Here is a 23,059-nt window from a genome sequence, read left to right as displayed (position 1 = left end):
ATCTAACGCCTCGCACGGGGGCGCATCATGGCGGACAAATGAGGAAGGAGACCCCATATGTCCGACGCCAAAGGCTTTGCCACCCGTGCCATCCACCACGCCTATGACCCGATGCAGAACGAGGGCGCGCTGACGCCGCCGGTGCATTTGACCTCGACCTTTGTGTTCGAGAACGCCGAAGCCGGGGGTGAAATGTTCGCGGGCGAGCGCGAGGGCCATATCTACAGCCGGATCTCGAACCCGACCTGCGCCCTGCTGGAACAGCGCATCGCCACGCTCGAAGGGGCCGAGGCCGGTCTGGCACTGGCAAGCGGCATGGGCGCGGTGACGGCGATCCTGTGGACGCTCCTGAGCCCCGGTGACGAGGTCATCGTCGACAAGACGCTCTATGGCTGCACCTTTGCCTATATGCGCCACGGGCTTGCAAAATGGGGCGTGACCATCACCCATGTGGACATGACCGACGCAGACGCCCTGCGTGCCGCCATCAGTGACAAGACCCGCGTGGTTTATTTCGAGACCCCCGCCAACCCCAATATGCGGCTGGTGGACATCAAGCTGGCCTCTGAGATTGCCCATTCCGTGGGTGCGCGGGTGGTGGTGGACAACACCTATGCGACACCGTACCTGACCCGCCCGATCGAGCTGGGCGCGGATCTGGTGCTGCATTCGGCGACCAAATACCTTGGTGGTCACGGCGATGTGGTCGCAGGGCTTGTGGCGGGCAGCGCCGAGCTTTTGACCGAAATCCGCCTTGTCGGCATGAAGGATATGACCGGCGCGGTGATGGCGCCCTTTAACGCGATGCTGATCATGCGCGGGCTGAAAACGCTGGCGCTGCGGATGGACCGTCACTGTGCTTCGGCGCAGACCGTCGCGGAGTGGCTTGAGGCCCAGCCCGGCGTCGCCAAAGTCTATTTCCCCGGTCTGCAGAGCTTTGAACAGCACGCGATTGCCAAGGTGCAGATGGCGCAGCCCGGTGGCATGATCGCCTTCGAACTCGAAGGCGGCATGGAGGCTGGCATCAGCCTGATGAACCGCCTGCAAATGATCCATCGTGCGGTGTCTCTTGGCGATGCGGAGACGCTGATTCAGCACCCGGCCTCTATGACCCATTCCACCTACACGCCCGAAGAACGCGCCGAACATGGCATCAGCGACGGGCTTGTGCGCTTGTCGGTGGGGCTGGAAGAAGTCTCTGACATTCTGGATGATCTGCATCAGGCGCTGTCGCCCGAGATGCGGCAGGCGGCAGAGTAAGGGGGCGAGATGTCCGACCAGATCCAGCACCTGAAAACTGTGGAGCAACGGCTGTTGTGGCTGTCCCACTGGATGATCCACAACGCCAACCACCTGCGCGCCAAGGAAGATGGCATCAAGATCGGCGGCCATCAGGCGTCCTCGGCGTCGATGGTGTCGATCATGACCGCGCTCTATTTCTCGGCGCTTCGCCCCGAGGACCGGGTGGCGGTCAAACCGCATGCCTCGCCAATCTTTCACGCGATGCAATACCTCATGGGCCACCAGACCCGCGAGAAGATGGAGAACTTCCGGGGCTATGGCGGCGTGCAGAGCTACCCCAGTCGCACCAAGGACATTGACGATGTGGATTTCTCCACCGGGTCTGTGGGGCTTGGTGTGGGGATCACCGCGCTGGCGTCCATGGTGCAGGATTTCATCACGGCCAAGGACTGGGGCGGCGATGTCAATCCGGGCCGGATGGTGGCGCTGGTCGGAGATGCGGAATTGGACGAGGGCAACATCTACGAGGTGTTGCAGGAAGGCTGGAAGAACGACCTGCGCAACACCTGGTGGATCATCGATTACAACCGTCAGAGCCTTGATGGCATCGTGCGCGAGGGGCTGTTTGGCCGGGTCGAGAAAATATTCGAGGCCTTCGGCTGGGACGTGGTGCGGGTGAAATATGGCGCTCTGCAACGGGCCGCCTTTGAGGAACCCGGCGGCGCGGCCCTGCGCGACTGGATCGACGCCTGCCCGAACGTGGAATATTCCGCGCTGACCTATATGGGCGGGGCCAATTGGCGCAAACGGCTGATGGAGGATCTGGGCGATCAGGGCGCGGTCTCGGCACTGATCGACAAGCGCAGCGACGCGGAACTGGCGGCGCTGATGGAGAACCTCGGCGGCAATTGCGTGGAGACCATGGCCGACACATTCGCCGCCATCGACCACGACCGCCCGACCTGTTTCCTTGCGTATACGATCAAGGGTTGGGGCACGCCAATTGCGGGCCACAAGGACAACCACGGCGGTCTCATGACCAAGGCGCAAATGAGTGAGTGGCAGACTCATATGGGCGTCGCCGAGGGCGACGAGTGGGAGCCGATGGCAACCGTTTCTGACACGGCGGGCTTTCAGGCCTACCTTGATCAGGTGCCGTTTTTTGCCAAGGGGGCGCGGCGCTACTCGGATGCGCGGCTTTCGGTGCCTGCGGTTGCGGTGGACACAAGCCGCGAGATTTCAACGCAGATGGCCTTTGGCAAGATCCTCGACGATCTGGCGCGGGGCGACAGCGATCTGGCGGCGCGGATCATGACGACCTCGCCGGATGTGACCGGCACCACGGGGCTGGGGCCATGGGTCAATCGGCGCAAGCTCTTTGCTCGCAAGGCACAGAAGGACGCCTTTATCGAGCATCGCATTCCCTCGACGGCCAAATGGAACTTTGATCCGCAAGGCCAGCATGTCGAACTGGGCATCGCCGAGATGAACCTGTTCCTGCTTCTGGGCGCGGCGGGCCTGTCGCATAGCCTCTGGGGCAAGAGGGTGATCCCGATCGGGACGGTCTATGACCCCTTTGTGCACCGAGGTTTGGATGCGCTGAACTACGCTTGCTATCAGGATGCGCGGTTCATGATCGTTGGCACGCCTTCGGGGGTGACGTTGGCGCCAGAAGGCGGCGCGCATCAATCCGTGGGCACGCCCCTCACGGGTATGGCGCAGGATGGGCTGGCGAGCTTTGAACCGGCCTTTGCCGATGAACTCGCGGTCATCATGGAATGGGCCTTTGACTATATGCAACGCGATGGCGAAGGCGACCCGGACGAACGTACCTGGCTGCGGGATGAAACCGGCGGATCGGTCTATTTGCGGCTGACCACCAAACCCTTGGAGCAGCCGGGGCAGCGGGTCGATGATGCCTTTCGTCAGGGCGCGATTGATGGGGCCTATTGGTTGCGCAAGCCGGGGCCGAATTGTTCGGTGGTGATCGCCTATCAGGGCGCGGTCGCGGATGAGGCGATTGCGGCGGCGGGACTTATTGGCGAGCATCGGCGCGATGTTGCGGTGCTGGCGGTGACCTCGGCGGACCGTCTCAATGCGGGCTGGACGGCGGCGCAGCGGGAACGGGCGCGCGGGAACCCGCAGGCCATATCGCATGTGGAGCGTCTCTTGGGCGAACTGCCCGCCCATTGCACTCTGATTACCGCGATTGATGGCCATCCGGCGACGCTCTCGTGGCTGGGGTCAGTCGCAGGGCATCGGGTGGTGTCGCATGGCGTTGAACACTTTGGCCAAACGGGCACCATCGGCGACCTTTACCGTCACTTTGGCCTCGACCGTCACAGTCTTGCGCGATCGGTGGGTGAGCTGACGGTGGGCGCGCGCCGTATTCCCGGCGGACAGGCGGGATAGCGGCCTAACGCAAGACGGCGCTGCTCCATTCGCGCAGAAACGCAGCCTTTTTGAGCGCGTCGAGATACACCAGCAGCCCAGGCCCCATGCGAATACGACGCAGAGCCTGGGTGTCATCGCTCCATGAATCGTCATCCAGAACCGAAAAGGCACCGGGCGCTGCCTGCCAGCCGCGGGCAATCAGGTGGTCGATCATCAAACCTGCAAGTTCGGGCGCTTGGCTGCCGCGTGGAATGAACGCGGTGCGCAAGGCCACCACCGTGTAGTCCTTTGGCAGCAGGACGATCACGTCCTCCGTGTTGCTTTTCTCGCGCGCGTAGCTGCCCAAAACGTTATAGACCATGGCCAATTCGCCCGAAGCCACATCATCGATCATCTGGCTCGAACAGCAATAAAGACGCACGCCCACCGATCCGATCACCTCGCTGAGGCGCCAATAGGTTTCCGAGGTCCGCGCATCTTGTGTGGCATAAAGATACCCAAGACCAGAGGTGCGGATGTCATAGGTTCCGATCTTGTTTCTGAACCGCTCTGGATGATCGCGGATCAATGCGATGAGATCCTGACGGTTTTCCGGCAATGGCAATCCGTCGAGGGCCTTGCGTGACAGCACCACCGCCGCAGGCTCCTGCGTGAAGGCAAAGAGATGCTCGCGCCAGCGTGCCCAAACAGGCAGGCGCTCTGTCGTCGCGGAGCTGTAGGGCTGGGCCTGACCGTCATTCACCAGTTTGGTCTGGAGATCAGTCGCAATGGAGATCGCCAGATCCATGTTGAGGCCCTCTTGGTCGAGGGCTTTCATCATCTCGCCGGAACTGGCGACGGTGTATTCGATCCGCACATCAGGAAGGTCGCTCAGGAAATCCTGCAAGGTGGGCTCAAAAAACTCTGCATCCCCGGTGGATATCACACGCAGCACGCGGCGGGCATCTGCCGGGCCGACGCTGATCCGCTCCTCAACCTCGAACGCATGCGCCGCAGGGGCGAGTGCGAGGAAAATCAAGCCAATGGAAAAGACAAGCTTGCGCATGCGCCACCTTTGTCGCTGTGGTTGGTCAAAAACAGGCGTCCGCCATGGGCGCGGGCAACCTCGTTTGCGATGGTAAGGCCAAGCCCGGATCCGACCACTGCGTCCGTATTCCCGCCGCGGACAAATCGGCGGGTCAGGCGGCCCATATCCGCCTTGGGAAAGCCTGCACCTTCATCCCGAACGGTGATTTCAGCGCCGCTTTCGGTTCTGCGGGCGGTGACGTGAACGGTGCTGTCCGGGGGGGAGTATTTGATCGCATTGTCGAGCAGGTTGAGCAGCGCGCTTTGCATCAGGATCGGATCGCCCTTCACCACCATTGCGAGGTCGGGCAGAGAAATCTCCAGGTCGATATCGCGCAGCTCCGCCATTGGACGCAGGCGTGACACCGCATCCTGCGCCAGACGGGTCAGTTCCACATCTTCCATCTCCAGGTGGTCGGAGCGAAAAGACACCATGGCGTGATCTAGCAATTGTCCTGCTGCCCGGCTGCTCTCATCAATGGCGCGGATCATCTCGCGCACGGCCTGACGGTTCTCGGGTTTATCCACCCGGCGCAGGGTGATTTCCGCCTGCGTGCGCACGGTGGTGAGCGGGGTGCGGACCCGATGCGCGGCCTCGGCGATCAGATCCTCAGAGCGTGAGAGCGAGGTTTTGAGGCGGCTCATAAACCCATTGAGCGCGCCCACCAGAGATTCCATCTCCGCTGGTACCGGGGCTGAGACGGGCCGCAGATCCGAAAGGCCGCGCCGGGACACCGAGCCTGCCAATTGCCGCAGCGGCTGGATCGCGGATTGGGCAGCGAGAATGCCAAAGACAGCCGCGATCACAAAGAAACCGATGCCAAACCCGGCCACGGTCTGTGAAATCCCCGCCAATTGCTGACGCAGGCCATAGCGGGTCTGCGCGACGGTGACTTCGACAAAATCAGGCGTGCCGCTGACGGACAGACGCCGGGTGGCGGTCGCCATCCGAATTTCTTCGCCATCGTAATGGGCGGTTTGAAATCGCGGTAAAATCCCATTGCTGGCGACGGGTTTGGGCAGGTCGGAGTATCCTGTTAGAAAATCGCCATTGCGGGTGATGGCGTAAAACACGCGATCATCACTGATATTGCCGAGCATAGAGAAGGCGAAATAGGGAATATCCACAGTGAGATCGCCATCGCGCACCGATGCAGAATCGAGAATCGCCGTCACCGAGGCCGAGAGGATTTCATCCTGACTTTGCCCCGCGAGGTCGCGCGCATAGTTCTGAACCACCAGAAACATCAAACTCGCAAGCAGTGCAGCACCCGCCAACAACTGAATAATCAGACGTCGTCTGATGGAGCCACGCAGCAGGATCGGCGTGTTCATGACAGGCTCAGCCGGTAGCCCAGCCCACGCACTGTCACGATCTGCGCCTGTGCGCCTTCGAGATGTTTGCGCAGCCGTCCCACATAGACCTCAATGGCGTTCTCCGAGGCGTCAACGTCATAAGAAAACAGCCGATCCACCAGCTTGGATTTGGAAAAAACCTGATCGGGGGCGGCGATGAAAATCTCAAATAGGCGCAACTCTCGGTTGCGTAGCCGCACCTCGCGCCCATTCACTGTCAGAGTGCAGGCCAAAGGGTCAAATACCACGTCGCCATATTTGTGTAGATTGCTCGCACCCCCGCTGCGGCGGCGCTGAACGGCGCGGCAGCGCGCTTCAAGCTCTGAGAAATCGAACGGTTTGACAATGTAGTCGTCAGCCCCGAGGTCCAGAACGCTGACGCGGTCCGATACCTCTGATCGGGCGGTCAATACAATCACAGGTGTATTGCGCTGTGCCGTGCGATGGGCCTGCAAGAACTGCCGCCCATCGCCATCAGGCAGCATGATGTCGAGCAGAATCATATCGTATTCCGTTGTGGCGATAAAATCGTCTGCCGTGCCCAGATCCGGTGCCCGGTCCACAACATGACCGTCAAGTGTGAGCCGATCCAGTACCGCGTTCGCAAGCTGATCGTTATCTTCGACGAGTAAGTAGCGCATTGGGGCGAAACATCTGCTCCGTGTCAGGTTTGTGTCAGCTTGGGTCGGAATACCATGATTCATGATCGCGCTTTTGCGTGTTTGTCAAATGGGAGGAACATTATGACATCTTTTGCGCTGGGTCGTCGGACCCTGATGGCTGCTGCTGCGGCTGCACTGACTTTCGGCTCCCCGGCTATGGCCGAGCAAGCTCTCGACAAGATTCACTTCCTGATCCCCGGCGGTGCCGGCGGTGGCTGGGACGGAACCGCGCGCGGCACTGGTGAGGCGCTGACCAAATCGGGCCTCGTTGGCACCGCATCCTATGAAAACATGTCCGGCGGTGGCGGTGGTAAGGCCATCGGTTACCTGATCGAGAATGCCGAGAGCCTTGATGACACGCTGATGGTGAACTCCACCCCCATCGTGATCCGCTCGCTGACCGGTGTGTTCCCGCACAACTTCCGTGACCTGACGCTGGTTGCAGGCACCATCGGGGACTACGCGGCCCTGGTCGTGGCCAAGGACAGCCCGATCAACAATATGGAAGAGTTCCTCGCGGCCTACCGTGAAGATCCGCGCGGCACTGCCGTGGGCGGTGGCTCGGTTCCGGGTGGCATGGACCACCTCGTTGCGGCCATGGTGATGCAGTCTGCGGGCGAAGATCCGACCGCGCTGAAATACATCCCCTATGACGCAGGCGGCAAGGCGATGGCAGCCCTGCTGTCGGGTGAGATCAAGGCGCTCTCCACCGGCTTTTCTGAGGCAATCGCACTGGCCGAAGCGGGCGAAGTCAAAATCCTCGGCGTGACAGCGGACGAGCGTGTGCCGGCCTATGACAGTGCTGCCACCATGAAAGAGCAGGGTCTGGAGACCACTTTCGTGAACTGGCGCGGGTTCTTTGGTGCGCCGGGCCTGTCGGAAGACAAGGTTGCCGCCTATCAGGACGTGCTCTCCAAAATGTACGACACCCCCGAGTGGGAAGACGTGCGCGCACGCAACGGCTGGGTCAACATCCACAACTCCGGTGACGAGTTCCGCAGCTTCCTTGAAAGCCAGGAAAAAGTCATCGGCGACCTGATGACGCAACTGGGCTTCCTTTAAGCCTTAGGCAGACACGCTTCGGTCCGGCACCAATCGCGGGTGCCGGACCCTTTCCCGTATCCCCCAAAACAATCACAGGAGGAGATCATGGCGCTCGACCGTTGGATCGCGCTGATCATTCTCGGCATCGCTCTGGCCTATGGCTATGCGGCCTTTTTCACCATGGATCAGCTGTTGCCGCCGTTCATGCAGCGAAACCCGATCTGGCCGAGCACCTTCCCTAAGGTTCTGGCCGTTCTGTCGATCATTACCGCTGCGATTATCGTTCTGGGGCTGGAAAAACCCAGTGGCGAGGTCAAGACCCCGGACATCGATTACCGCCGCCTTGGGGATTACAACATCGGTCAGGCCGCGCTCTTGCTGGGGCTGATGGTCGCCTATGCGCTTTTGCTGCGCCCGGCGGGGTTCTTGCTGTCCACCTCCGGGTTCCTGATCGTGGGCGCGATGATCCTTGGCGAGCGCAAGCTGTGGATTTTGATCCCGGTTGCTGCCTTCGCCACCGGCGTTGTCTGGTACCTCGTTGAGGGCGTGCTGGGCATCTTCTTGCGGCCCTTGCCGTTCTTTCTCGGATAATCGGAGGCTCAGATGCTCGAAGGTTTGATGATCGGCCTCTCTACGGCCTTCTCTCTCACAAATATCCTGATGGTGATCGGCGGTTGTCTGATCGGGACATTCATCGGGATGCTGCCGGGGCTTGGCCCCATGTCCATCATTGCGATCATGATTCCGGTCGCGATCACGCTGGGGGATCCTTCGGCGGCGCTGATCCTGCTGGCCGGGGTCTATTATGGCGCGATCTTCGGCGGCTCGACCTCGTCGATCCTGCTCAATGCGCCGGGGGTGGCGGGCACCGTAGCCTCCAGTTTCGATGGCTATCCGATGGCGCGCGCAGGCATGGCCGGCAAGGCGCTGACCATTGCGGCGATCTCGTCCTTCATGGGGGGCACCATCGGCGCGATCCTGTTGATGGTCTTTGCGCCGATGCTGTCGACGGTCGCACTCCTGTTCCACTCGGCCGAGTATTTCGCGCTGATGGTCGTGGGGCTGTCGGCGATTGCGGCCTTTGCGGGCACCGGCAATGTGGCTAAGGCGCTGATGATGACGCTTCTGGGGCTGATGATGGCCACGGTGGGCGAGGGCGCATTGTTCAACATGCCGCGCTTCACCATGGGGCTGATGGATCTGCAATCCGGGTTCAGCTTTATCACGCTGGCGATGGCGATGTTTGCCCTGCCCGAGGCGATCTTTCTGGTGATGAACCCGAACCGTTCAGCCCAAGGCGGCGAGGACGGTGGCAAGATCACCGGTCTGCGGATATCTGGCCAAGAGGCGCGCAAGATCGCGCCCGTGATCGGACGCCAGTCCATCCAAGGCTTCTTTATCGGTGTTCTGCCCGGCGCAGGGGCGACGATCGCCTCCTTCCTCGGCTACGCGGTGGAGCGTAACATCGCCACCGAAGAAGAACAGAAAGAATTCGGCAAAGGCTCTATCAAAGGGCTGGCCGCACCGGAGACCGCAAATAACGCGGCCTGTACCGGATCGTTTGTGCCGCTCTTGACGCTTGGTATTCCGGGGTCGGGCACCACGGCGATCCTGTTGGGGGCGTTGATTGCACTTAACGTGACGCCGGGGCCGCGGCTGATGGTGGATAGCCCGCATATCTTCTGGGCGGTTATCATCTCGATGTATATCGGCAACCTCGTGCTCTTGGTGCTGAACCTGCCGCTCATCCCCTATATCGCCAAGGTCCTGTCGATCCCGCGCAACTATCTGATCCCGTTCATTTTGTTCTTCACCCTGATGGGGTCCTATATCGGACAGAACAATGCGACAGAGCTGTTGATCCTCGTGGGCTTTGGCATCTGTGCGACGGTGCTGCGGTTTGCGGATTATCCGCTGGCCCCCTTGCTCATCGGTTTCATTCTGGGGCGGATGCTGGAGGATAACTTTGCGCGCTCGATGCAGATCTATGACGGCATTTCCTTCATCCTTGATCGTCCGATGACGCTGGGGCTGTTGGTGCTGGCCATACTGCTGGTGATCGTTCCGAGCTACCGTGCGCGCCGTGCCCGCGCCCGTGCTGCCGGGGTGGCCGATGGGGATTAAACCGCTCTCCGGGGTTCGGGTTCTTGACCTGACCAATGTGCTTGCGGGGCCGTATTGCTGTTATCAGCTGGCCCTGCTCGGTGCAGAAGTCATCAAGGTCGAGCGCCCCGGCACCGGTGATCTGGCCCGCCAACTGGGGGCCGATCCAGAGCGGAATAAATCCCTGATGGGGGTGAGTTTTCTGGCGCAGAACGCACAGAAGAAATCCGTGACCCTCGACATGAAACACGACCAAGGCAAGGCGCTGCTAAAGCGCCTTGTTCGCACATCTGACGTATTGGTTGAGAACTTCCGTCCCGGCGTGATGGAGCGCCTTGGTCTGGGATATGAGGTGCTGAAGGCGGAAAATCCAAACCTCATTTATTGCGCCATCAGCGGCTTCGGGCAGGACGGCCCGTGGAAGGACAACCCCGCCTATGACCAGATCGTGCAGGGGATCAGCGGCGTGATGTCGATCACCGGCGATGGCGACAGCGCGCCGTTGCGCGTGGGCTACCCGCTGGCAGATACCGTGGGCGGTATGACGGCCGCCTTTGCGATCTCGGCAGCGCTCAACGATCCGGAGCGTGGCGCGTTTCTGGATATCTCCATGACCGAGGCGGTGATTTCCACCATGGGATGGGTGGTGTCCAACCATCTGATCGCAGGTCAAACCCCCGGCGCGCATGGCAATGAGAACACAACATCCGCGCCCTCGGGCACCTTTGCCTGCGCGGATGGGCCGATCAATGTGGCCGCAAACCGGGATGAGCAATGGCAATCTATGGCACGCCATCTCGGGCGCGACGATCTTCTGGCGCATCCGGACTATGCCACCCGAGAGGATCGCAAACGCAACCGTCACATGCTGCGCGCCGAACTTGAAAGCGTCCTTCGGACCCGGCCCGCTGCGGAGTGGGTGGCGGAACTCAACGCGCTTGGCGTACCCTCGGGGCCGGTGCTGACGGTGTCGCAGATCCTGAATGAGCCGCAAATCAAGGATCGTGGCCTGATTGCCGAGGTCGAGACCGAAGATGCGCCGCTATCGCTGGCGGGCGCGCCGGTCCGGTTTGGCACCCATCGCCCGGTTCCGGATCAAGCGCCCCCTGCCTTGGGTGCAGATAATGACAGTATCTGGCAGGACATTGGCCTGAGCGCCGATGAGGTCGAAACCCTGAGACGGGAGCGCATTATATGAGCGATGTGAGTGATTGGTGGCGCACGTCTATTATCGACATGGAACCGGGTCGCATCGACCTGCGGGGCACCCCCGTGCAGGATCTGATCGGCAACGTCAGCTTTGCCGAGATGATCTGGCTGATGGTGCGCGGCGACCGGCCGACACCTGCGCAGGCCCGTCTGTTTGAGGCGGCCTTGGTCTCGGCTGTGGATCACGGCCCACAGGCCCCCTCGATTGCGGCGGCGCGGATGGCGGTCACCTGCGGGCTGCCCTTGAACAATGCGATGGCGACGGCGGTCAACATGTTGGGCGATGTGCATGGCGGGGCCGGGCAGCAGGCGGTGGAGCTCTATCACCACGTCGATGCCCACGCGGGGGATCTGGCCGCGGCGCTGGACGACTGGCGCGCAGAACATGGCAAGATCATCCCCGGCTTTGGCCACCGGTTCCACAAACCGACCGACCCGCGCGCGCCGCGTCTGATGGCGCTGGTGTCCGAGGCGGCAGAGGCGGGCGCGGTGTCAGGACGGTTCCAACACATCGGTCAAGCGATCGAGACGCAGATCTCGGCTGAAAAAGGCATAGCCCTGCCGATGAACATCGACGGCGCCACCGCAGTGATCTATGCGGAGCTGGGCTTTGCCCCGCCACTGGCGCGCGGGCTATTCTGCCTGTCACGGTCCGTGGGCATCCTGTCCCACGCCTGGGAGCAGCAACAACAGGGCGGTCGCAACAAGGGGCCGACCCCGCCAAAATACAGATGGACGTATGACCCTACGTGATACATTTGGCCTGATTGGCGCGCTTGTCGTCGCCGTGTTGGGCACCTTGATTTTTGAAGCAATCGGTTTTCCCTCCGCACCCCTGACCGGATCGGCGGCGGCGGTGTCGCTGGCGGCGCTCTTTGGATTGCCGATCAAGATGCCAGTGTGGCTCAGGACCACGGCCTTTGTGCTCTTGGGGATCAACATTGGCAGCAGCGTCACCCGCGACATGCTCGCCTCGGCGCTGGCATGGCCCATTACCATCGCAATCCTCGCGGTGAGCTTGTTCATCTCGCTCCGGATCAGTCGTATCGGGCTTCAGCACTGGATGCGGTTCAGCGCGAGAGACGCGGTTCTGGCCGCCGCGCCCGGTCATCTGAGCTATGTGCTGGCGCTGTCACTCAGTGAAAACGGACAGACCTCTCGCATCGCCATCGTACAAAGCATCCGCGTGTTGTTTCTGACGCTCTGTGTGCCGGTGCTGGTCTCGACGGTCTTTGGGGCGACGGGTGTGGAGCTGATGCCAGAGCATCCTCTGGCCCTGTGGCAACTGGCGCTTTTGGTGGGGGTCACGCTTGCGGTCGGTGCGGTGTTTGATCGCCTGAACGTGCCCGCCGCCTATTTGCTGGCTGGTATTTTTTGCAGCGCCGCCGGACATATTTTTGCGCTCACACCCGGACGCCCACCAGAAGAGGCGACCTTTGTCGCGTTTCTGGTGATGGGCACCCTGATCGGCTCGCGTTTTGTCGGGCAAAAGCTCGCGGATCTGAAACTCGATTTTCTGGCGGGGCTGTGGGTCACGGGCGTCAATGTTGTGATCACCTTGATCGCCATCGGGGTCAGCATGCAGATCATGGGCCTGTCGCCCGCGCTGCTGATCGTGGCCTTTGCGCCCGGCGGGGTAGAGGCCATGGCGGCGATTGCCGTCACACTCGGGCTCGATCCCGCCTTTGTCGCGGCGCATCACGTGATGCGGCTGATGATCCTGACGGTGCTGATGCCGCTGGCGCTCAGCAGGGCCAGACCCACCTGAAAAAGCCCCGGCGCTACTGACGCCGGGGCTATGCACAGTGAGGTTATTGCGCTTCCTGCGCCTCTTCTTCGATTTCATTGCCAAGGTTGGACACATCGCGGCCCAGTCCCTCGGTGGCCTCGCAGGCGGTCAGACCAAGAACGGCCACCAGTGACAGGTAGATCATGCGCATGGCGGGCCTCCTGTTATTTCAGTTTCTCGGCAACATGGGTTGCAAAGGCGTCAACCATCGCGGTGTAGAAGACTTCACTGCCCACGTTGAGCGTGGTCACGTCGGTGCCCTCGGGGTAGTAGACATTCGCCTGCTCGGCACTCACGGTCAGGGTGTAGCGCTGGTCGTACTGGCTCCCCGGCAGGTCAACAGAGACGTCCCCTTCGAGGACGGAATCGGCGATCCCCATTTCGGCCTCAAGGCTGGAAGCCAGCGCCACGGTGTCGATCTCAATGTCGATCTCGGCGGCATCCTCCATCTCTTTGTCGGCGATCTGATCCACCAACTGCGCCGCCAATGCGGTCTCAAGGTCGGTTTCGAGTTCGCTCCAGACCGATACGGCTTCGCTGTTCTTAAGCGCGCTGGCGTCGGCGGTGACTTCGATTTCCTGTACCATCGTGGACGCGCCAGCGGCGGTCGCCATGGTTGCAACGAGAGCGGTTGTACGGATCAGATGTGTCATCGTTTAGCTCCTTGATATAGTGCTCATATCCCCGCGGGATCTGCACTATCAACACGCAGAGGCGGCAGAATGTTCCTGATTTTTAAAGGAAATTTTCCGCCTATTTTGTTCCGACCTTATAATGGCCAATTGAATAACGGTGAAATCAAAGGGAACTTTGCCCCGCCTGAGGCGTTCAGAATTCGAGCCAAGCCCCTTTTTTGGAAAACGGACCCCATGACCCAGTCGAGCCACCCAGTCGAAGATGTATTAGATACGACCGACCAGCTGTTAGAAGACGGCAAGGATGGTTTGCAAGTATCCGAACTGATGGATGAACTGGGGGTCAAATCCATTGCCGCAGTGTTGTTGGCCCCATCGCTGGCATTGGTGTCACCATTGAGTGGTATCCCGCTGTTTTCCTCGGCGTGTGGCATCACCATTGCGTTGATTTCAGCGCAGATGTTGATGGGACGCAATCACCTGTGGTTGCCCTCATTCTTGTCGAAACGCTCACTGCCTGCGCGCAATACGCAAAAAGCAACCCGCACGCTGCGATCGCTTGCGGCTTGGATGGACCGCAGATTTAAACGCCGTTTGCAATCGCTGCTGACACCGCCGTTCTTGCGGGTGCTTCAGGGCATTTGCCTGTTGTGCGGTTTGATCATGCCCTTCCTTGAAATCTTGCCATTTACTTCGTCGATCCTCGGCGGCGTTGTTGCTTTGCTGGCGCTGTCGATGCTGACCGGAGATGGGCTGATCGCGCTGGTGACCGTCACGGGCTTGACCCTTGCGATCGGCGGGGCGGCGATCCATCTCTTTTAGGGGCAGTGTCGCGGTGCGTCCGGCCCAACAAAAGGGCCGGACCTGTGGTCAGGCCCGGCCGGTAGATGTCAAAGATACGGCGTGATCTTCCAGATTATGTCAGCCCTTGTATTCGGGCAGCTCTTCCATCTGGGATTTGGTCAACATCGTGTAGATGCGAATGGTGCCGGATTCATCCTCAATGCTGAGGTCCGCCAGTTCCAGTTCGACCGGCTTGGCCCCAAGGCCGAGGAAACCGCCGACGTCGACCACAACGGCGTTTACGTTGCCCTCACCGTCCATCACGATATCAGCCACCTGTCCGATCATTTCGTCATTGGCATCAAAGGCGGTCGCGCTGAGCAGTTCTTCTGCGGTCAGCTCTGCCATGTGAACCGAGGCTTCGGTGGTTTCATTGATGCCAAATGCGCTCTCCACCCGATCCGCCGGAGCATCGCTGCGTTTGGGTTCCTTGAGCGTTGGTTCTGCAATGGCGGGCTGCTTGGCGGTCTCGTAGCGTGGGGCGGCTTCCAGGGCATCAGCCGGGGCATTCAGGACGAGGAAATAGCCATCCGCACCCCCGTCTGAATTGCCGTTGCGCACAAACTTCAGCGCGTCCATATCAACGGCAATCTGGTTCTCTCCGACCCCGAGAAAACCGCCAATATCGACCAAAACCGCCTCTGCTGTGCCATCGCGGCTGAGGATCACATCATTGACCTCACCGATGTCAGCCCAGCCGTCCTGAACGCCGTCCATCACATCCTTGAGCGCATCATTTTCGGTCTGGTAAATGCGCTTTCCCACAAAAGACGAGGCATGGAACTCTGCGGGACCGGCTTCGCTGCGGAACATGTCACTGGTCTCTGCTGCAACAGCGGGCAAACCCATCGCGATGATCAGAGACGTGGAAATCAACAGCTTTTTCATCGTCTTAACTCCTATTCGGTGAGACGCGCCCGCATGTGCATGCAGGCATAATCAAAACGCAAAGCGCCACTCAATGTTCCGCGCCCAAAAATGCTGTACGTCGCATCGGCAAGAATTGGCGCGCAAGAGTTTGCCGAGATCCATGTTGTGAACCCGTCACGAAAATAGGGCCGCCCTGCGAAACAGAACGGCCCCTATGGTGCATGATGATCGTGTTAGTTGTCGTGATCGACGCCGGCGAGCGCTCTGTCTTCGTGGTCAAAGGGCAATGTCTCAAAGGTCACGCTCATGGCGTAGCTGTCTTCGCCCTCGGTGATCTTTGGACTGCACTCCAACTGGCGGGCAAAGCCGCGGATCAACTGGCTGCCAAGCCCGGTGCCTTCGTCTTCAAATTCTGCCTCATCGGAGGTCGAATTGGCGATGGTCAGACAGACTTCACCCTCTTGCAGAACTTTGAGTGAAACGCGGACCCAGCGATTGCCAGCCTTGTCGACGCCAAGATACTTCAGCGCATTTGTTGCGGCCTCGACGGTCAGCAGTGCCAGCGGGACGGCCTGATCCGGATAGAGGACAACCGGCTCCAGATCGATGTCGATCTTGGGTATAGGCGCGGTGGTCGGGGCCAATTCGGTCAGCGGTTTAACCACGTCACGCAATAGGTCATTGGCCTGAACGCGACCAAGCTCTGACGCCTGATACAGCGTCTGGTGTACCGTCGCCATGCTGGTCACCCGTTGGTTCACGGTCTTTAGCGCGGCTGCCGTCACCTGATTGCGTGTTCTGCGGATCTGCATCGAGATGATCGAAGAGATCAATTGCAGGTTATTTTTGACCCGATGATGCAGCTCTTTCAGCAGCACATCCTTGTCGTGCATGGCATCAAACAGATGTGCCTCGTCATGCAACAGCTTTTCGGAGACTTGCGTGAATTGGTTATAGATGACCTCAAGCTCATGCGGCATCAGTCCGCTTTTTGGAGGGCTGGGCAGCACGCGGGAGCGGGCAAATTGGCGCATCTGCATACCGATGATGCGAAGGTGCCTGACAACCTGATGATCCAGCGCCACGTAGATCAGGACCAGACTGACAAGCCACATCAGCATCGGAAACAGCGCAGGCGTCAAAAAGAGATGCTGCAACGCGTTGGTTTCTGTCGGGGCGTGTATGCCCTCCGGGTCCCAGCTTCCGACCACGTAGAACGCATCGCTCAGGATCGGGACGATGGAGAACAGTCGCATCTCTCCTGCTGCATTCTCTGCCTCGATGTGACGCGGATTAAGCGAGATCAGCTCCTTGATGCTCATGTTGGCGGGGAGGCGATCCAACGCCGTCTCGCGCGCACCAGAGGCACTCAGGATGTCGCCCTCGGCACTCAGTGTCACCAGATCAAGCGGGCGCTCGCCAAGCTTGGTCTGAAATTTCTTGTCGATGCGTTCGTGCGGGACGTGAATGATCTGATTGCCGATAAAGGTGCCGTTCGGATCATAGACGGGTTCGGAAATGATCAGGACCGCGCTGCCTGCAACGGGGCCAAAGGAGTTCACCCTGATTTCACGCTTCGGGCGACGCATCCAATCTGGGAAGTTCGGATTCTCAGAATAGTCGATTGTCAGCCCGGTGGAGGCGCAGGACATGACGCCGTCTTTGGGCAGAAAACCTGCAAAGCTGTAGCGCTCTTGGGCGGTGTCGATGAAACGCTCCATCAACGCCCGGCAGCGATCCAGATCTTGGGTCAGATCGGGCACTGAAAGCGCAAGTGCCTCGGCAGAGGCGAAGGCGGATTTGATGATCTCACGCTCTTCTTGCGCAAATTCTGCGGTGAGTGCTTTTAGGCTCAGGTTGTTGGAGGCGGTGACCTCTTGTTGCAGCCGCACGGTTTGATCCACTGCGATGAGGCCCAGCGGCACCATCGCGACAGAGAGCATAACGGCAAGGCGCACCGACAGACCCCGCGCCCAGGCGAAGGGCCGGGGCGCGTCGGGTGAATTGTCAGAAATGGATGAGGCGCGATTGCGGGCGCCCCCACCCCGAAGCAGGGCGAGGGACGGAAAGTTCATTCTGTTCACGCGGCGGTTCCACCACTTGCAGCGACGACCGCATGGGTGGCTGCATCTGTCAGTTCCAGCTGTTCGTCAGCCTTTAGCTGCATCTTGATGGAGAGGGCCTCGCGACCACGGTTAAGGCGGCTTTTGACCGTGCCGACCTTCACGCCGCAGACCTCGGCGGCCTCTTCATAGGAATATTGCAAAACGCCGATCAGCGTCAGAACCTCGCGTTGTTCAGCTGGCAACTCGCTCAGCGCGCGACGGAACTCTGCCAGTTGCAGGCGGCCGTCATGGGCTGGCTTCACAGAGATGCTTTCGGTGATGCTGCCGGTGGAATCTTCCACTTCGCGCATCGCCTTGCGACGGCCTGAATAAAACGTGTTGCGCAGGATGGTAAAAAGCCATGCCCGCATGTTAGTCCCTTCCTGAAACTTGTCCAGATTGGTCCATGCTTTCAGGATTGTGTCCTGCACGAGGTCATCTGCTGCCGCATCGTTGCGGGTCAAGCTCATGGCGAAAGCGCGCAGCACCTTCATATGGCTTGTCAATTCAGCCTTCGCACCTTGTCTATCCATTTACTCGGCCTCCTCCTGGGAGTGGGAGGGAGCGCCGGATGCGCTCCCTGACCCATCCGCGACCGGAATCTTGTCCAGACGATCAAGTAGGTCCATCAGATGCGGCGGCAAATCCGCATTCGCATCTTCGTCAAAAACCCGCTTAAGGTTTTCGTCGATCAGAGTGTCCCATGGCTGTTGTGAAAGTTTGTTTGCCATTCATCTCTCCCGCAACACCTTTAACTTTCAGGCGCAAATAATATCCATTTCCATGGAACAAACGCCCCAATCGTGCGTTTGTTCCGAGAAATATTGGTGACAGGAGAAAAAAATTGTCGACCCCTACAACAGGACAAGCGCTGACTCTGTCTGACCTTATCGCTCCGCATTTGCCATACCTGCGCCGCTATGCGCGTGCGCTCACCGGTGCTCAGCAATCGGGCGACACATATGCGGCCTCGACGCTGGAGGCGATCCTTGCCGATCCGTCCTGCTTTAATGCGGAGAGCGTCGGTGGAAAAGTGGCGCTTTTCAAAGTGTTCCACAAACTCTGGAGCAGTTCTGGCCAGCCTGTGGCAGAGCTGGATGACGGCCCACGGGCCCGCGCGCTGCAACATCTGGCCTCTCTGACCGCCAATACCCGCGAGGCGCTCTTGCTCAACACAGTAGAGGCGTTTTCGGTGAGCGAAGTTGCCGACGTCATGGAAATCTCTGCCGATGAAGCGGCGCGACTGATCCAGCTTGCACGCGATGAAATGCAGCAATCCGTGAGCGGCAAGATCATGATCATCGAGGATGAAGCGATTATCGCGATGGATCTTGAAGGTATCTGTTCCATGATGGGGCACGAGGTCACGGGTATTGCACGCACTCACAAGGCGGCGGTGAAACTTGGCCTTGAGGAAAAGCCGGACCTTATCCTGGCTGACATTCAGCTTGCCGATAACTCCAGCGGTATTGATGCCGTGGCGGACCTGCTTGAAGAGCTGGGTGATGTGCCCGTGATCTTCATCACGGCCTTCCCTGAGCGTCTCCTCACTGGCGAACGTCATGAACCTGCCTTCATGATTGCAAAGCCCTATGTCCCGGATCAGGTAATCTCGGCGATCAGTCAGGCGATGTTCTTCTCCTCTACCGATACGTTGACCAGCTAACCAACGCGACCATCCCTCGCCAAAGACCCCGTACATTTGCTTGTGCGGGGTCTTTTTGTGCGCACAGATATCAAATCAGTTTTTAAAGTTTGAAAATAAAGAAGCCCTGCAAACCGATGGGTGTGCAGGGCTTCTTAATGGATGAGTGCGTGCTTACGAGGCAGACAAAGCACGCAGCATCCAAGCCGCTTTTTCGTGGAAGGCCGCGCGTTCGGTTGCCAAGTCGCCGGTCACCATATCCTTGCGCGCCTCCGCAAGTTCGATCAGCGCGTGCAGTCGGTGCGCCAAACGCATGTGATCTTTCTCAAGGTCTTTGCACATTTCGCCCGCGCTCGGCATTTGGCCCAGATCATCTACGATGCTGTCAGACAGCACGCCATTGATCTTGCCCGGCGTCAGGTGGCCCAAGGCGCGGATGCGCTCTGCCAACTCGTCTGCAGCCGCGAACATGTTCTGATACTGCTCCTCGGTGAGGTTGTGCAGCGAGAAGAACAACGGGCCCTCGACATTCCAATGATAAATATGGGTTTTTAGCGTGAGGCGGTAAGTGTCCGCGAGCACGTCGCTCAGACCTTCGGCGATTGCCTCGGTGTCGCGAACGCCTGTCTCGACGGGGGCCAGTTGTGGTTTCACGTTCAATGCAGTCGTCATAATATCTCCTTTCCGAAGGGAGTTTGCGTGATGGGTCGTGTCTGTGCGTCAGCGACGCACAGCACGAAAGATCAGCGCGGCGATAAACATCACCAGGAAGATGAAGAAGAGGATCTGCGCGATCCCGGCCGAGGCGCTGGCGATGCCGCCAAAGCCAAAGACGGCCGCGATCAGCGCGATCACTAGGAATGTCAGTGCCCAACCAAGCATGGGGTGTCTCCTTTGCCGTGTTTCAATGCCCACCCTCTGTGGGCTTCGGGGAGACAACGGCAGAGGGCAGATTTTGTTCCGCGAAATTCTCAATCTCTGCCGTATTCGCCGGTTGGCGACAACAGAGCCTTGGTTTTTCGGAGGATGTGCGCAGGGCCCAGCACGGGTTTGAGCGCGACAAAGTGTGGGCGGGCATCCAGACGCGATGGTCTGGATACCCGCAACAGATCAAGAGGCGAGAGCAAGCACTGCCATGGAGGGCAGGCGAAGCAACTCATGCGCCTGTGCGACACGCTCGGGCGTGTAATAACCCTCTTCGTGCAGGATGTTGACCGTGGCCACCATCTTGCCGCCAAGGATCACCGGCAGGTTGATCACCGATCCGCAGCCCAGTTTGCCGATCAGCTCCGCATCGGGGAACACGGTGTCGATGTCGGCCAATGTGTTGGAGACAAAGGTCTCGTGACGGCCATGAACCTGCTCGAACCAGCGGTTCATCTCGATTTCCTTGGTGCCTGTTGTGGGGTAATTTTCCGCATCATCCGTGTAGACGCGACGGGCGAGCATAGCGTCCATGTCAGCGGTCATAACAGTAAACAGCTTTGCCCCCACCGTGGCCTTGGTCAGCGTGCAAAGCGCGTCATAAGCCTGCTCTTCGGTGGTGGCCTCTGACAGCGCTTTTTCAAAATCGTGGCGCGCCGTGTTTGTGTCCGTCATGTCTTAGTCCTTGCGGTCTGGATTGCCGCCCGATGCGGCGTAAAGGGATTGCGTGTAAGGGTCGGTGAAACTGCCATCGTGGAGCGCTGTTGCGGGCGCGATCTCGACGATGCGGCCCTTGTTCATCACAGCCATGCGGTCGCACATGAAGCTGACGACAGGCAGGTTGTGGGTCACCATCAGATAGGTCAGCCCCTGCTCGCGGCGCAGTTTCTTCAGCAGGTTGAGGATCTCCGCCTGTACCGAGACATCCAGCGCCGATGTGGGCTCATCAAGCAGCATCACCTTGGGTTCCAGCATCAGGGCGCGCGCGATGGCGACCCGCTGGCGTTGCCCGCCCGAAAGCTGGTGTGGATAGCGAAACCGAAACCGCTGATCGAGGCCCACGGCTGCGAGCATCTCGATCACGCGAGCATCGCGATTTCCCAGCCCATGGATCTTGAGCGGCTCGCTCAGCACCGTGTCCACAGATTTGCGCGGATGCAGCGATCCATAAGGGTCCTGAAACACCATCTGACAACGGGTGGCAAAGCCTTGATCCACGTTGCGCCCGCGGGGCTGTCCCAGGACCGAGATCTCGCCACTCCAATCCGGAGCAAGGCCTGCGATGGCCTTCAGGATCGTGGATTTGCCCGATCCGCTTTCACCGACCAGAGCAAAGCTCTCGCCCTCGGCGACCTCGATATTCACGCCCTCTACCACCTTGGTGTGACCATAGGAAATGTCGAGATTTTTCAAAATGATCGCGCTCATGTGCCGCTCCATGCGCTGCGGTCGAGGACGGGGAGTTCCTCGCGCGTTTCTTCCATCCGTGGCACCGCCGCCAGCAGGCCTTGGGTATAGGGGTGCGTCGCTTTGTGCAGGTCCTCTGCCGCGCAGCTTTCGACCACTTCGCCCGCGTGCATCACCAGAATACGGTCGCAGTAGCGCGCCACCAGATTGAGGTCATGCGAGATCAGGATCAGCCCCATGCCCTTGTCGCGCACCAGCTCGTCGATGAGGTCCAGAACCTGCGCCTGCACCGAGACATCCAGCGCTGAGGTTGGCTCATCCGCGATCAGCAGATCCGGGCGCGGGATCAGCATCATGGCGATCATGATACGCTGGCCCATACCGCCCGAAACCTCATGCGGGTAAAGGTTCACCACCCGTTCGGGATCGTTGATGCGCACGGAATGCAGCATCTCCAGCACGCGGGATTTGACCTCGCTGCGGGCAAGGTTCTCGTGGGTCTTGAGCGCCTCGGCAATCTGCGCGCCGATGGTCATCACCGGATTGAGCGAGAACTTCGGGTCTTGCATGATCATCGAGATCCGCGCGCCGCGCAGGTCGCGCATCTTGCGTTCCGACAATCCTTGCAGGTCGATGCCGTCAAAGATCATGCGATCAGCCTGCTGGCGTCCCGGTTTACGCACAAGCCGCAGGATCGCGCGGCCCGTCATGGATTTGCCCGACCCGCTTTCGCCGACGATGCCGAGCCGTTCGCGACCCAAGGTGAAGGACAGGCCTTTGACCACCTCGACGCGCCCTTGCGGCGTGGGGAAGCTCACGCGCAGGTTTTCCAGTTCCAAAAGTGGCATATCGCTCATGATTTGCCCCCCTGTTTGGGGTCCAGCACATCGCGCAGGCCGTCACCGAGGAAACAGAAACCGAGCGAAACGATGATGATGGCAAAGCCGGGCATGGTGGCGACCCACCACTGATCGAGGATAAAGGCCCGACCGCGCGAGATCATCGCGCCCCATTCGGGCAGCGGCGGCTGTGCGCCAAGGCCGAGGAAGCCCAGACCAGCTGCGGTGAGGATGATACCTGCCATATCCAGCGTGACCCGCACGATCATCGACGAGGTACACAGCGGCAGCACATGGCCGGTGATGATCCGCGTGTGTGATGCGCCAAGCAGGCGCATAGCCGAGATGAATTCCGAGTTGCGGAAGGTCAGTGTTTCGGCCCGTGCGATACGCGCATAGGCAGGCCAGGATGTAATGGCGATGGCGATGATCGCGTTTTCAATCCCCGGCCCAAGTGCCGCGACAAAGGCGAGCGCGAGGATCAGCTTTGGCATCGACAGGAAAACATCCGTCACGCCCATGATGATCTTGTCCGTCCAGCCACCGAAATAGCCAGACACAGCCCCGATGAGCAGTCCAAGCGGTGCCGAGATCACCGCCACCAGCGCCACGATCAACAGGGTGATACGCGCGCCGTAAATGACGCGGCTAAAGATGTCGCGGCCCAGCTCATCGGTGCCCATCCAATGCGCGGCAGAGGGCGGCAGCAGGCGTTGACCGAGGTTTTGTCCCAGCGGGCTATGCGGTGCGATCCACGGCGCAAAGATGGCCGCCAAGATCAACACCAAGAGGATCAGCGCCCCGACCACAGCGAGCGGATTGCGCATCAGCATCCGTGTCACACGGTAGCTGTGACCCAAGGAGGCCTGCAGGCGGGAGCTGGGGGAGTCGTCGAGCAGCCAGTTTGTCATCGTTGTCATGGCACCC

Annotated in this window: 25 protein-coding genes; 10 read left to right on the top strand and 15 right to left on the bottom strand. The window is 59.9% G+C overall.

Going from position 1 to position 23,059, the window contains the following annotated elements; genetic code table 11:
* Nucleotides 1-57 precede the first annotated feature (57 nt).
* Complete coding sequence (locus UB90_RS04460; protein ID WP_065325320.1) at nucleotides 58-1,260, top strand: methionine gamma-lyase; 1,203 nt, start codon at nucleotides 58-60, stop codon at nucleotides 1,258-1,260.
* Nucleotides 1,261-1,269: 9 nt separating this feature from the next.
* A complete protein-coding gene (locus tag UB90_RS04455) occupies nucleotides 1,270-3,654 on the top strand; it encodes a 1-deoxy-D-xylulose-5-phosphate synthase N-terminal domain-containing protein (RefSeq protein WP_065325319.1) in 2,385 nt (794 codons plus the stop codon).
* Nucleotides 3,655-3,658: 4 nt separating this feature from the next.
* Here the strand turns inward: UB90_RS04455 and UB90_RS04450 are convergent, their stop codons facing one another.
* The 3 genes from UB90_RS04450 to UB90_RS04440 are packed head-to-tail and all read right to left on the bottom strand — an operon-like array spanning nucleotide 3,659 to nucleotide 6,698.
* The gene (locus tag UB90_RS04450) at nucleotides 3,659-4,681 is read right to left on the bottom strand and encodes an ABC transporter substrate-binding protein (protein WP_009177739.1); all 1,023 of its coding nucleotides are present in this window, start codon (nucleotides 4,679-4,681) and stop codon (nucleotides 3,659-3,661) included.
* The gene (locus UB90_RS04445; protein WP_065325318.1) at nucleotides 4,651-6,036 is read right to left on the bottom strand and encodes a sensor histidine kinase; all 1,386 of its coding nucleotides are present in this window, start codon (nucleotides 6,034-6,036) and stop codon (nucleotides 4,651-4,653) included. The genes UB90_RS04450 and UB90_RS04445 overlap by 31 nt, the downstream gene beginning before the upstream one ends.
* Nucleotides 6,033-6,698 (bottom strand): response regulator transcription factor, encoded by a 666-nt coding sequence (locus tag UB90_RS04440; protein ID WP_005625131.1) that lies wholly within the window; start codon nucleotides 6,696-6,698, stop codon nucleotides 6,033-6,035. Before UB90_RS04440 ends, UB90_RS04445 begins: the two co-directional genes overlap by 4 nt.
* 102 nt (nucleotides 6,699-6,800) lie before the next feature.
* Here UB90_RS04440 and UB90_RS04435 point away from each other — a divergent pair, with 102 nt between their 5' ends.
* The 6 genes from UB90_RS04435 to UB90_RS04410 all read left to right on the top strand — a co-directional run bounded on the left by UB90_RS04435 (nucleotide 6,801) and on the right by UB90_RS04410 (nucleotide 12,843).
* Nucleotides 6,801-7,781, top strand: a complete 981-nt coding sequence (locus UB90_RS04435) for a tripartite tricarboxylate transporter substrate binding protein (RefSeq protein ID WP_065325317.1) — start codon at nucleotides 6,801-6,803, stop codon at nucleotides 7,779-7,781.
* Between the two features lie 87 nt (nucleotides 7,782-7,868).
* Nucleotides 7,869-8,354: a tripartite tricarboxylate transporter TctB family protein gene (locus UB90_RS04430; RefSeq protein ID WP_009177475.1), complete on the top strand. Its 486-nt coding sequence runs from the start codon at nucleotides 7,869-7,871 to the stop codon at nucleotides 8,352-8,354.
* Nucleotides 8,355-8,366: 12 nt separating this feature from the next.
* Nucleotides 8,367-9,887, top strand: a complete 1,521-nt coding sequence (locus UB90_RS04425; RefSeq protein WP_065325316.1) for a tripartite tricarboxylate transporter permease — start codon at nucleotides 8,367-8,369, stop codon at nucleotides 9,885-9,887.
* Complete coding sequence (locus UB90_RS04420; protein WP_065325376.1) at nucleotides 9,877-11,064, top strand: CaiB/BaiF CoA transferase family protein; 1,188 nt, start codon at nucleotides 9,877-9,879, stop codon at nucleotides 11,062-11,064. The genes UB90_RS04425 and UB90_RS04420 overlap by 11 nt, the downstream gene beginning before the upstream one ends.
* A complete protein-coding gene (locus UB90_RS04415; RefSeq protein ID WP_065325315.1) occupies nucleotides 11,061-11,828 on the top strand; it encodes a citryl-CoA lyase in 768 nt (255 codons plus the stop codon). The genes UB90_RS04420 and UB90_RS04415 overlap by 4 nt, the downstream gene beginning before the upstream one ends.
* Nucleotides 11,815-12,843, top strand: coding sequence for an AbrB family transcriptional regulator (locus UB90_RS04410; RefSeq protein WP_065325314.1), 1,029 nt, complete (start codon nucleotides 11,815-11,817; stop codon nucleotides 12,841-12,843). The genes UB90_RS04415 and UB90_RS04410 overlap by 14 nt, the downstream gene beginning before the upstream one ends.
* Nucleotides 12,844-12,886: 43 nt before the next feature.
* Here UB90_RS04410 and UB90_RS04405 read toward each other — a convergent pair whose 3' ends face one another.
* Both UB90_RS04405 and UB90_RS04400 read right to left on the bottom strand, forming a co-directional pair.
* Nucleotides 12,887-13,015: an entericidin A/B family lipoprotein gene (locus UB90_RS04405; RefSeq protein WP_005622773.1), complete on the bottom strand. Its 129-nt coding sequence runs from the start codon at nucleotides 13,013-13,015 to the stop codon at nucleotides 12,887-12,889.
* A gap of 13 nt (nucleotides 13,016-13,028) precedes the next feature.
* Nucleotides 13,029-13,517 (bottom strand): hypothetical protein, encoded by a 489-nt coding sequence (locus UB90_RS04400; RefSeq protein WP_005622775.1) that lies wholly within the window; start codon nucleotides 13,515-13,517, stop codon nucleotides 13,029-13,031.
* 216 nt (nucleotides 13,518-13,733) lie between these two features.
* Between UB90_RS04400 and UB90_RS04395 the strand changes: the two genes are divergently transcribed.
* Entirely contained in the window at nucleotides 13,734-14,321 is a 588-nt protein-coding gene (locus tag UB90_RS04395) for an exopolysaccharide biosynthesis protein (protein ID WP_040642444.1), read from the top strand.
* Nucleotides 14,322-14,420: 99 nt separating this feature from the next.
* Here UB90_RS04395 and UB90_RS04390 read toward each other — a convergent pair whose 3' ends face one another.
* The 4 genes from UB90_RS04390 to UB90_RS04375 all read right to left on the bottom strand — a co-directional run bounded on the left by UB90_RS04390 (nucleotide 14,421) and on the right by UB90_RS04375 (nucleotide 18,048).
* A complete protein-coding gene (locus UB90_RS04390) occupies nucleotides 14,421-15,230 on the bottom strand; it encodes a PRC-barrel domain-containing protein (RefSeq protein WP_065325313.1) in 810 nt (269 codons plus the stop codon).
* 215 nt (nucleotides 15,231-15,445) lie between these two features.
* On the bottom strand, nucleotides 15,446-17,170 hold the full coding sequence (locus tag UB90_RS04385) for a sensor histidine kinase (RefSeq protein ID WP_227512133.1): 1,725 nt from the start codon (nucleotides 17,168-17,170) through the stop codon (nucleotides 15,446-15,448).
* Between the two features lie 122 nt (nucleotides 17,171-17,292).
* Nucleotides 17,293-17,850 carry an RNA polymerase sigma factor gene (locus UB90_RS04380; RefSeq protein WP_009177640.1) on the bottom strand — a complete coding sequence of 186 codons (558 nt, stop codon included), beginning with the start codon at nucleotides 17,848-17,850 and terminating at the stop codon, nucleotides 17,293-17,295.
* Nucleotides 17,851-18,048 (bottom strand): NepR family anti-sigma factor, encoded by a 198-nt coding sequence (locus tag UB90_RS04375; protein WP_005622784.1) that lies wholly within the window; start codon nucleotides 18,046-18,048, stop codon nucleotides 17,851-17,853.
* 113 nt (nucleotides 18,049-18,161) lie between these two features.
* Here UB90_RS04375 and UB90_RS04370 point away from each other — a divergent pair, with 113 nt between their 5' ends.
* A complete protein-coding gene (locus UB90_RS04370; protein ID WP_005622786.1) occupies nucleotides 18,162-18,983 on the top strand; it encodes a response regulator in 822 nt (273 codons plus the stop codon).
* A gap of 153 nt (nucleotides 18,984-19,136) precedes the next feature.
* Here the strand turns inward: UB90_RS04370 and UB90_RS04365 are convergent, their stop codons facing one another.
* The 6 genes from UB90_RS04365 to UB90_RS04345 form a co-directional block, all read right to left on the bottom strand.
* Nucleotides 19,137-19,634, bottom strand: a complete 498-nt coding sequence (locus tag UB90_RS04365; RefSeq protein ID WP_005622789.1) for a Dps family protein — start codon at nucleotides 19,632-19,634, stop codon at nucleotides 19,137-19,139.
* A gap of 48 nt (nucleotides 19,635-19,682) precedes the next feature.
* Nucleotides 19,683-19,844, bottom strand: a complete 162-nt coding sequence (locus tag UB90_RS22415; protein WP_005622791.1) for a DUF1328 domain-containing protein — start codon at nucleotides 19,842-19,844, stop codon at nucleotides 19,683-19,685.
* 228 nt (nucleotides 19,845-20,072) lie between these two features.
* Complete coding sequence (locus UB90_RS04360; RefSeq protein ID WP_065325311.1) at nucleotides 20,073-20,561, bottom strand: GAF domain-containing protein; 489 nt, start codon at nucleotides 20,559-20,561, stop codon at nucleotides 20,073-20,075.
* Between the two features lie 3 nt (nucleotides 20,562-20,564).
* Nucleotides 20,565-21,314, bottom strand: a complete 750-nt coding sequence (locus UB90_RS04355) for an ABC transporter ATP-binding protein (protein ID WP_005622795.1) — start codon at nucleotides 21,312-21,314, stop codon at nucleotides 20,565-20,567.
* On the bottom strand, nucleotides 21,311-22,150 hold the full coding sequence (locus UB90_RS04350; RefSeq protein ID WP_065325310.1) for an ABC transporter ATP-binding protein: 840 nt from the start codon (nucleotides 22,148-22,150) through the stop codon (nucleotides 21,311-21,313). Before UB90_RS04350 ends, UB90_RS04355 begins: the two co-directional genes overlap by 4 nt.
* Nucleotides 22,147-23,052, bottom strand: a complete 906-nt coding sequence (locus UB90_RS04345; protein WP_005622798.1) for an ABC transporter permease — start codon at nucleotides 23,050-23,052, stop codon at nucleotides 22,147-22,149. The genes UB90_RS04350 and UB90_RS04345 overlap by 4 nt, the downstream gene beginning before the upstream one ends.
* Nucleotides 23,053-23,059 lie beyond the last annotated feature (7 nt).

The organism is Tritonibacter mobilis, assembly GCF_001681715.1.
GTDB lineage: Bacteria > Pseudomonadota > Alphaproteobacteria > Rhodobacterales > Rhodobacteraceae > Epibacterium > Epibacterium mobile.
Note: the sequence above shows the minus strand (reverse complement) of the source record. Positions and strands in the feature narration are given on the sequence as shown.

Bases quoted from the DNA above. Each gene is read 5' to 3' on its own strand.
- UB90_RS04460 (WP_065325320.1), top strand. From the start codon at position 58: ATGTCCGACGCCAAAGGCTTTGCCACCCGTGCCATCCACCACGCCTAT.
- UB90_RS04455 (WP_065325319.1), top strand. From the start codon at position 1,270: ATGTCCGACCAGATCCAGCACCTGAAAACTGTGGAGCAACGGCTGTTG.
- UB90_RS04450 (WP_009177739.1), bottom strand. From the start codon at position 4,681: ATGCGCAAGCTTGTCTTTTCCATTGGCTTGATTTTCCTCGCACTCGCC.
- UB90_RS04445 (WP_065325318.1), bottom strand. From the start codon at position 6,036: ATGAACACGCCGATCCTGCTGCGTGGCTCCATCAGACGACGTCTGATT.
- UB90_RS04440 (WP_005625131.1), bottom strand. From the start codon at position 6,698: ATGCGCTACTTACTCGTCGAAGATAACGATCAGCTTGCGAACGCGGTA.
- UB90_RS04435 (WP_065325317.1), top strand. From the start codon at position 6,801: ATGACATCTTTTGCGCTGGGTCGTCGGACCCTGATGGCTGCTGCTGCG.
- UB90_RS04430 (WP_009177475.1), top strand. From the start codon at position 7,869: ATGGCGCTCGACCGTTGGATCGCGCTGATCATTCTCGGCATCGCTCTG.
- UB90_RS04425 (WP_065325316.1), top strand. From the start codon at position 8,367: ATGCTCGAAGGTTTGATGATCGGCCTCTCTACGGCCTTCTCTCTCACA.
- UB90_RS04420 (WP_065325376.1), top strand. From the start codon at position 9,877: ATGGGGATTAAACCGCTCTCCGGGGTTCGGGTTCTTGACCTGACCAAT.
- UB90_RS04415 (WP_065325315.1), top strand. From the start codon at position 11,061: ATGAGCGATGTGAGTGATTGGTGGCGCACGTCTATTATCGACATGGAA.
- UB90_RS04410 (WP_065325314.1), top strand. From the start codon at position 11,815: ATGACCCTACGTGATACATTTGGCCTGATTGGCGCGCTTGTCGTCGCC.
- UB90_RS04405 (WP_005622773.1), bottom strand. From the start codon at position 13,015: ATGCGCATGATCTACCTGTCACTGGTGGCCGTTCTTGGTCTGACCGCC.
- UB90_RS04400 (WP_005622775.1), bottom strand. From the start codon at position 13,517: ATGACACATCTGATCCGTACAACCGCTCTCGTTGCAACCATGGCGACC.
- UB90_RS04395 (WP_040642444.1), top strand. From the start codon at position 13,734: ATGACCCAGTCGAGCCACCCAGTCGAAGATGTATTAGATACGACCGAC.
- UB90_RS04390 (WP_065325313.1), bottom strand. From the start codon at position 15,230: ATGAAAAAGCTGTTGATTTCCACGTCTCTGATCATCGCGATGGGTTTG.
- UB90_RS04380 (WP_009177640.1), bottom strand. From the start codon at position 17,850: ATGGATAGACAAGGTGCGAAGGCTGAATTGACAAGCCATATGAAGGTG.
- UB90_RS04375 (WP_005622784.1), bottom strand. From the start codon at position 18,048: ATGGCAAACAAACTTTCACAACAGCCATGGGACACTCTGATCGACGAA.
- UB90_RS04365 (WP_005622789.1), bottom strand. From the start codon at position 19,634: ATGACGACTGCATTGAACGTGAAACCACAACTGGCCCCCGTCGAGACA.
- UB90_RS22415 (WP_005622791.1), bottom strand. From the start codon at position 19,844: ATGCTTGGTTGGGCACTGACATTCCTAGTGATCGCGCTGATCGCGGCC.
- UB90_RS04360 (WP_065325311.1), bottom strand. From the start codon at position 20,561: ATGACGGACACAAACACGGCGCGCCACGATTTTGAAAAAGCGCTGTCA.
- UB90_RS04355 (WP_005622795.1), bottom strand. From the start codon at position 21,314: ATGAGCGCGATCATTTTGAAAAATCTCGACATTTCCTATGGTCACACC.
- UB90_RS04350 (WP_065325310.1), bottom strand. From the start codon at position 22,150: ATGAGCGATATGCCACTTTTGGAACTGGAAAACCTGCGCGTGAGCTTC.
- UB90_RS04345 (WP_005622798.1), bottom strand. From the start codon at position 23,052: ATGACAACGATGACAAACTGGCTGCTCGACGACTCCCCCAGCTCCCGC.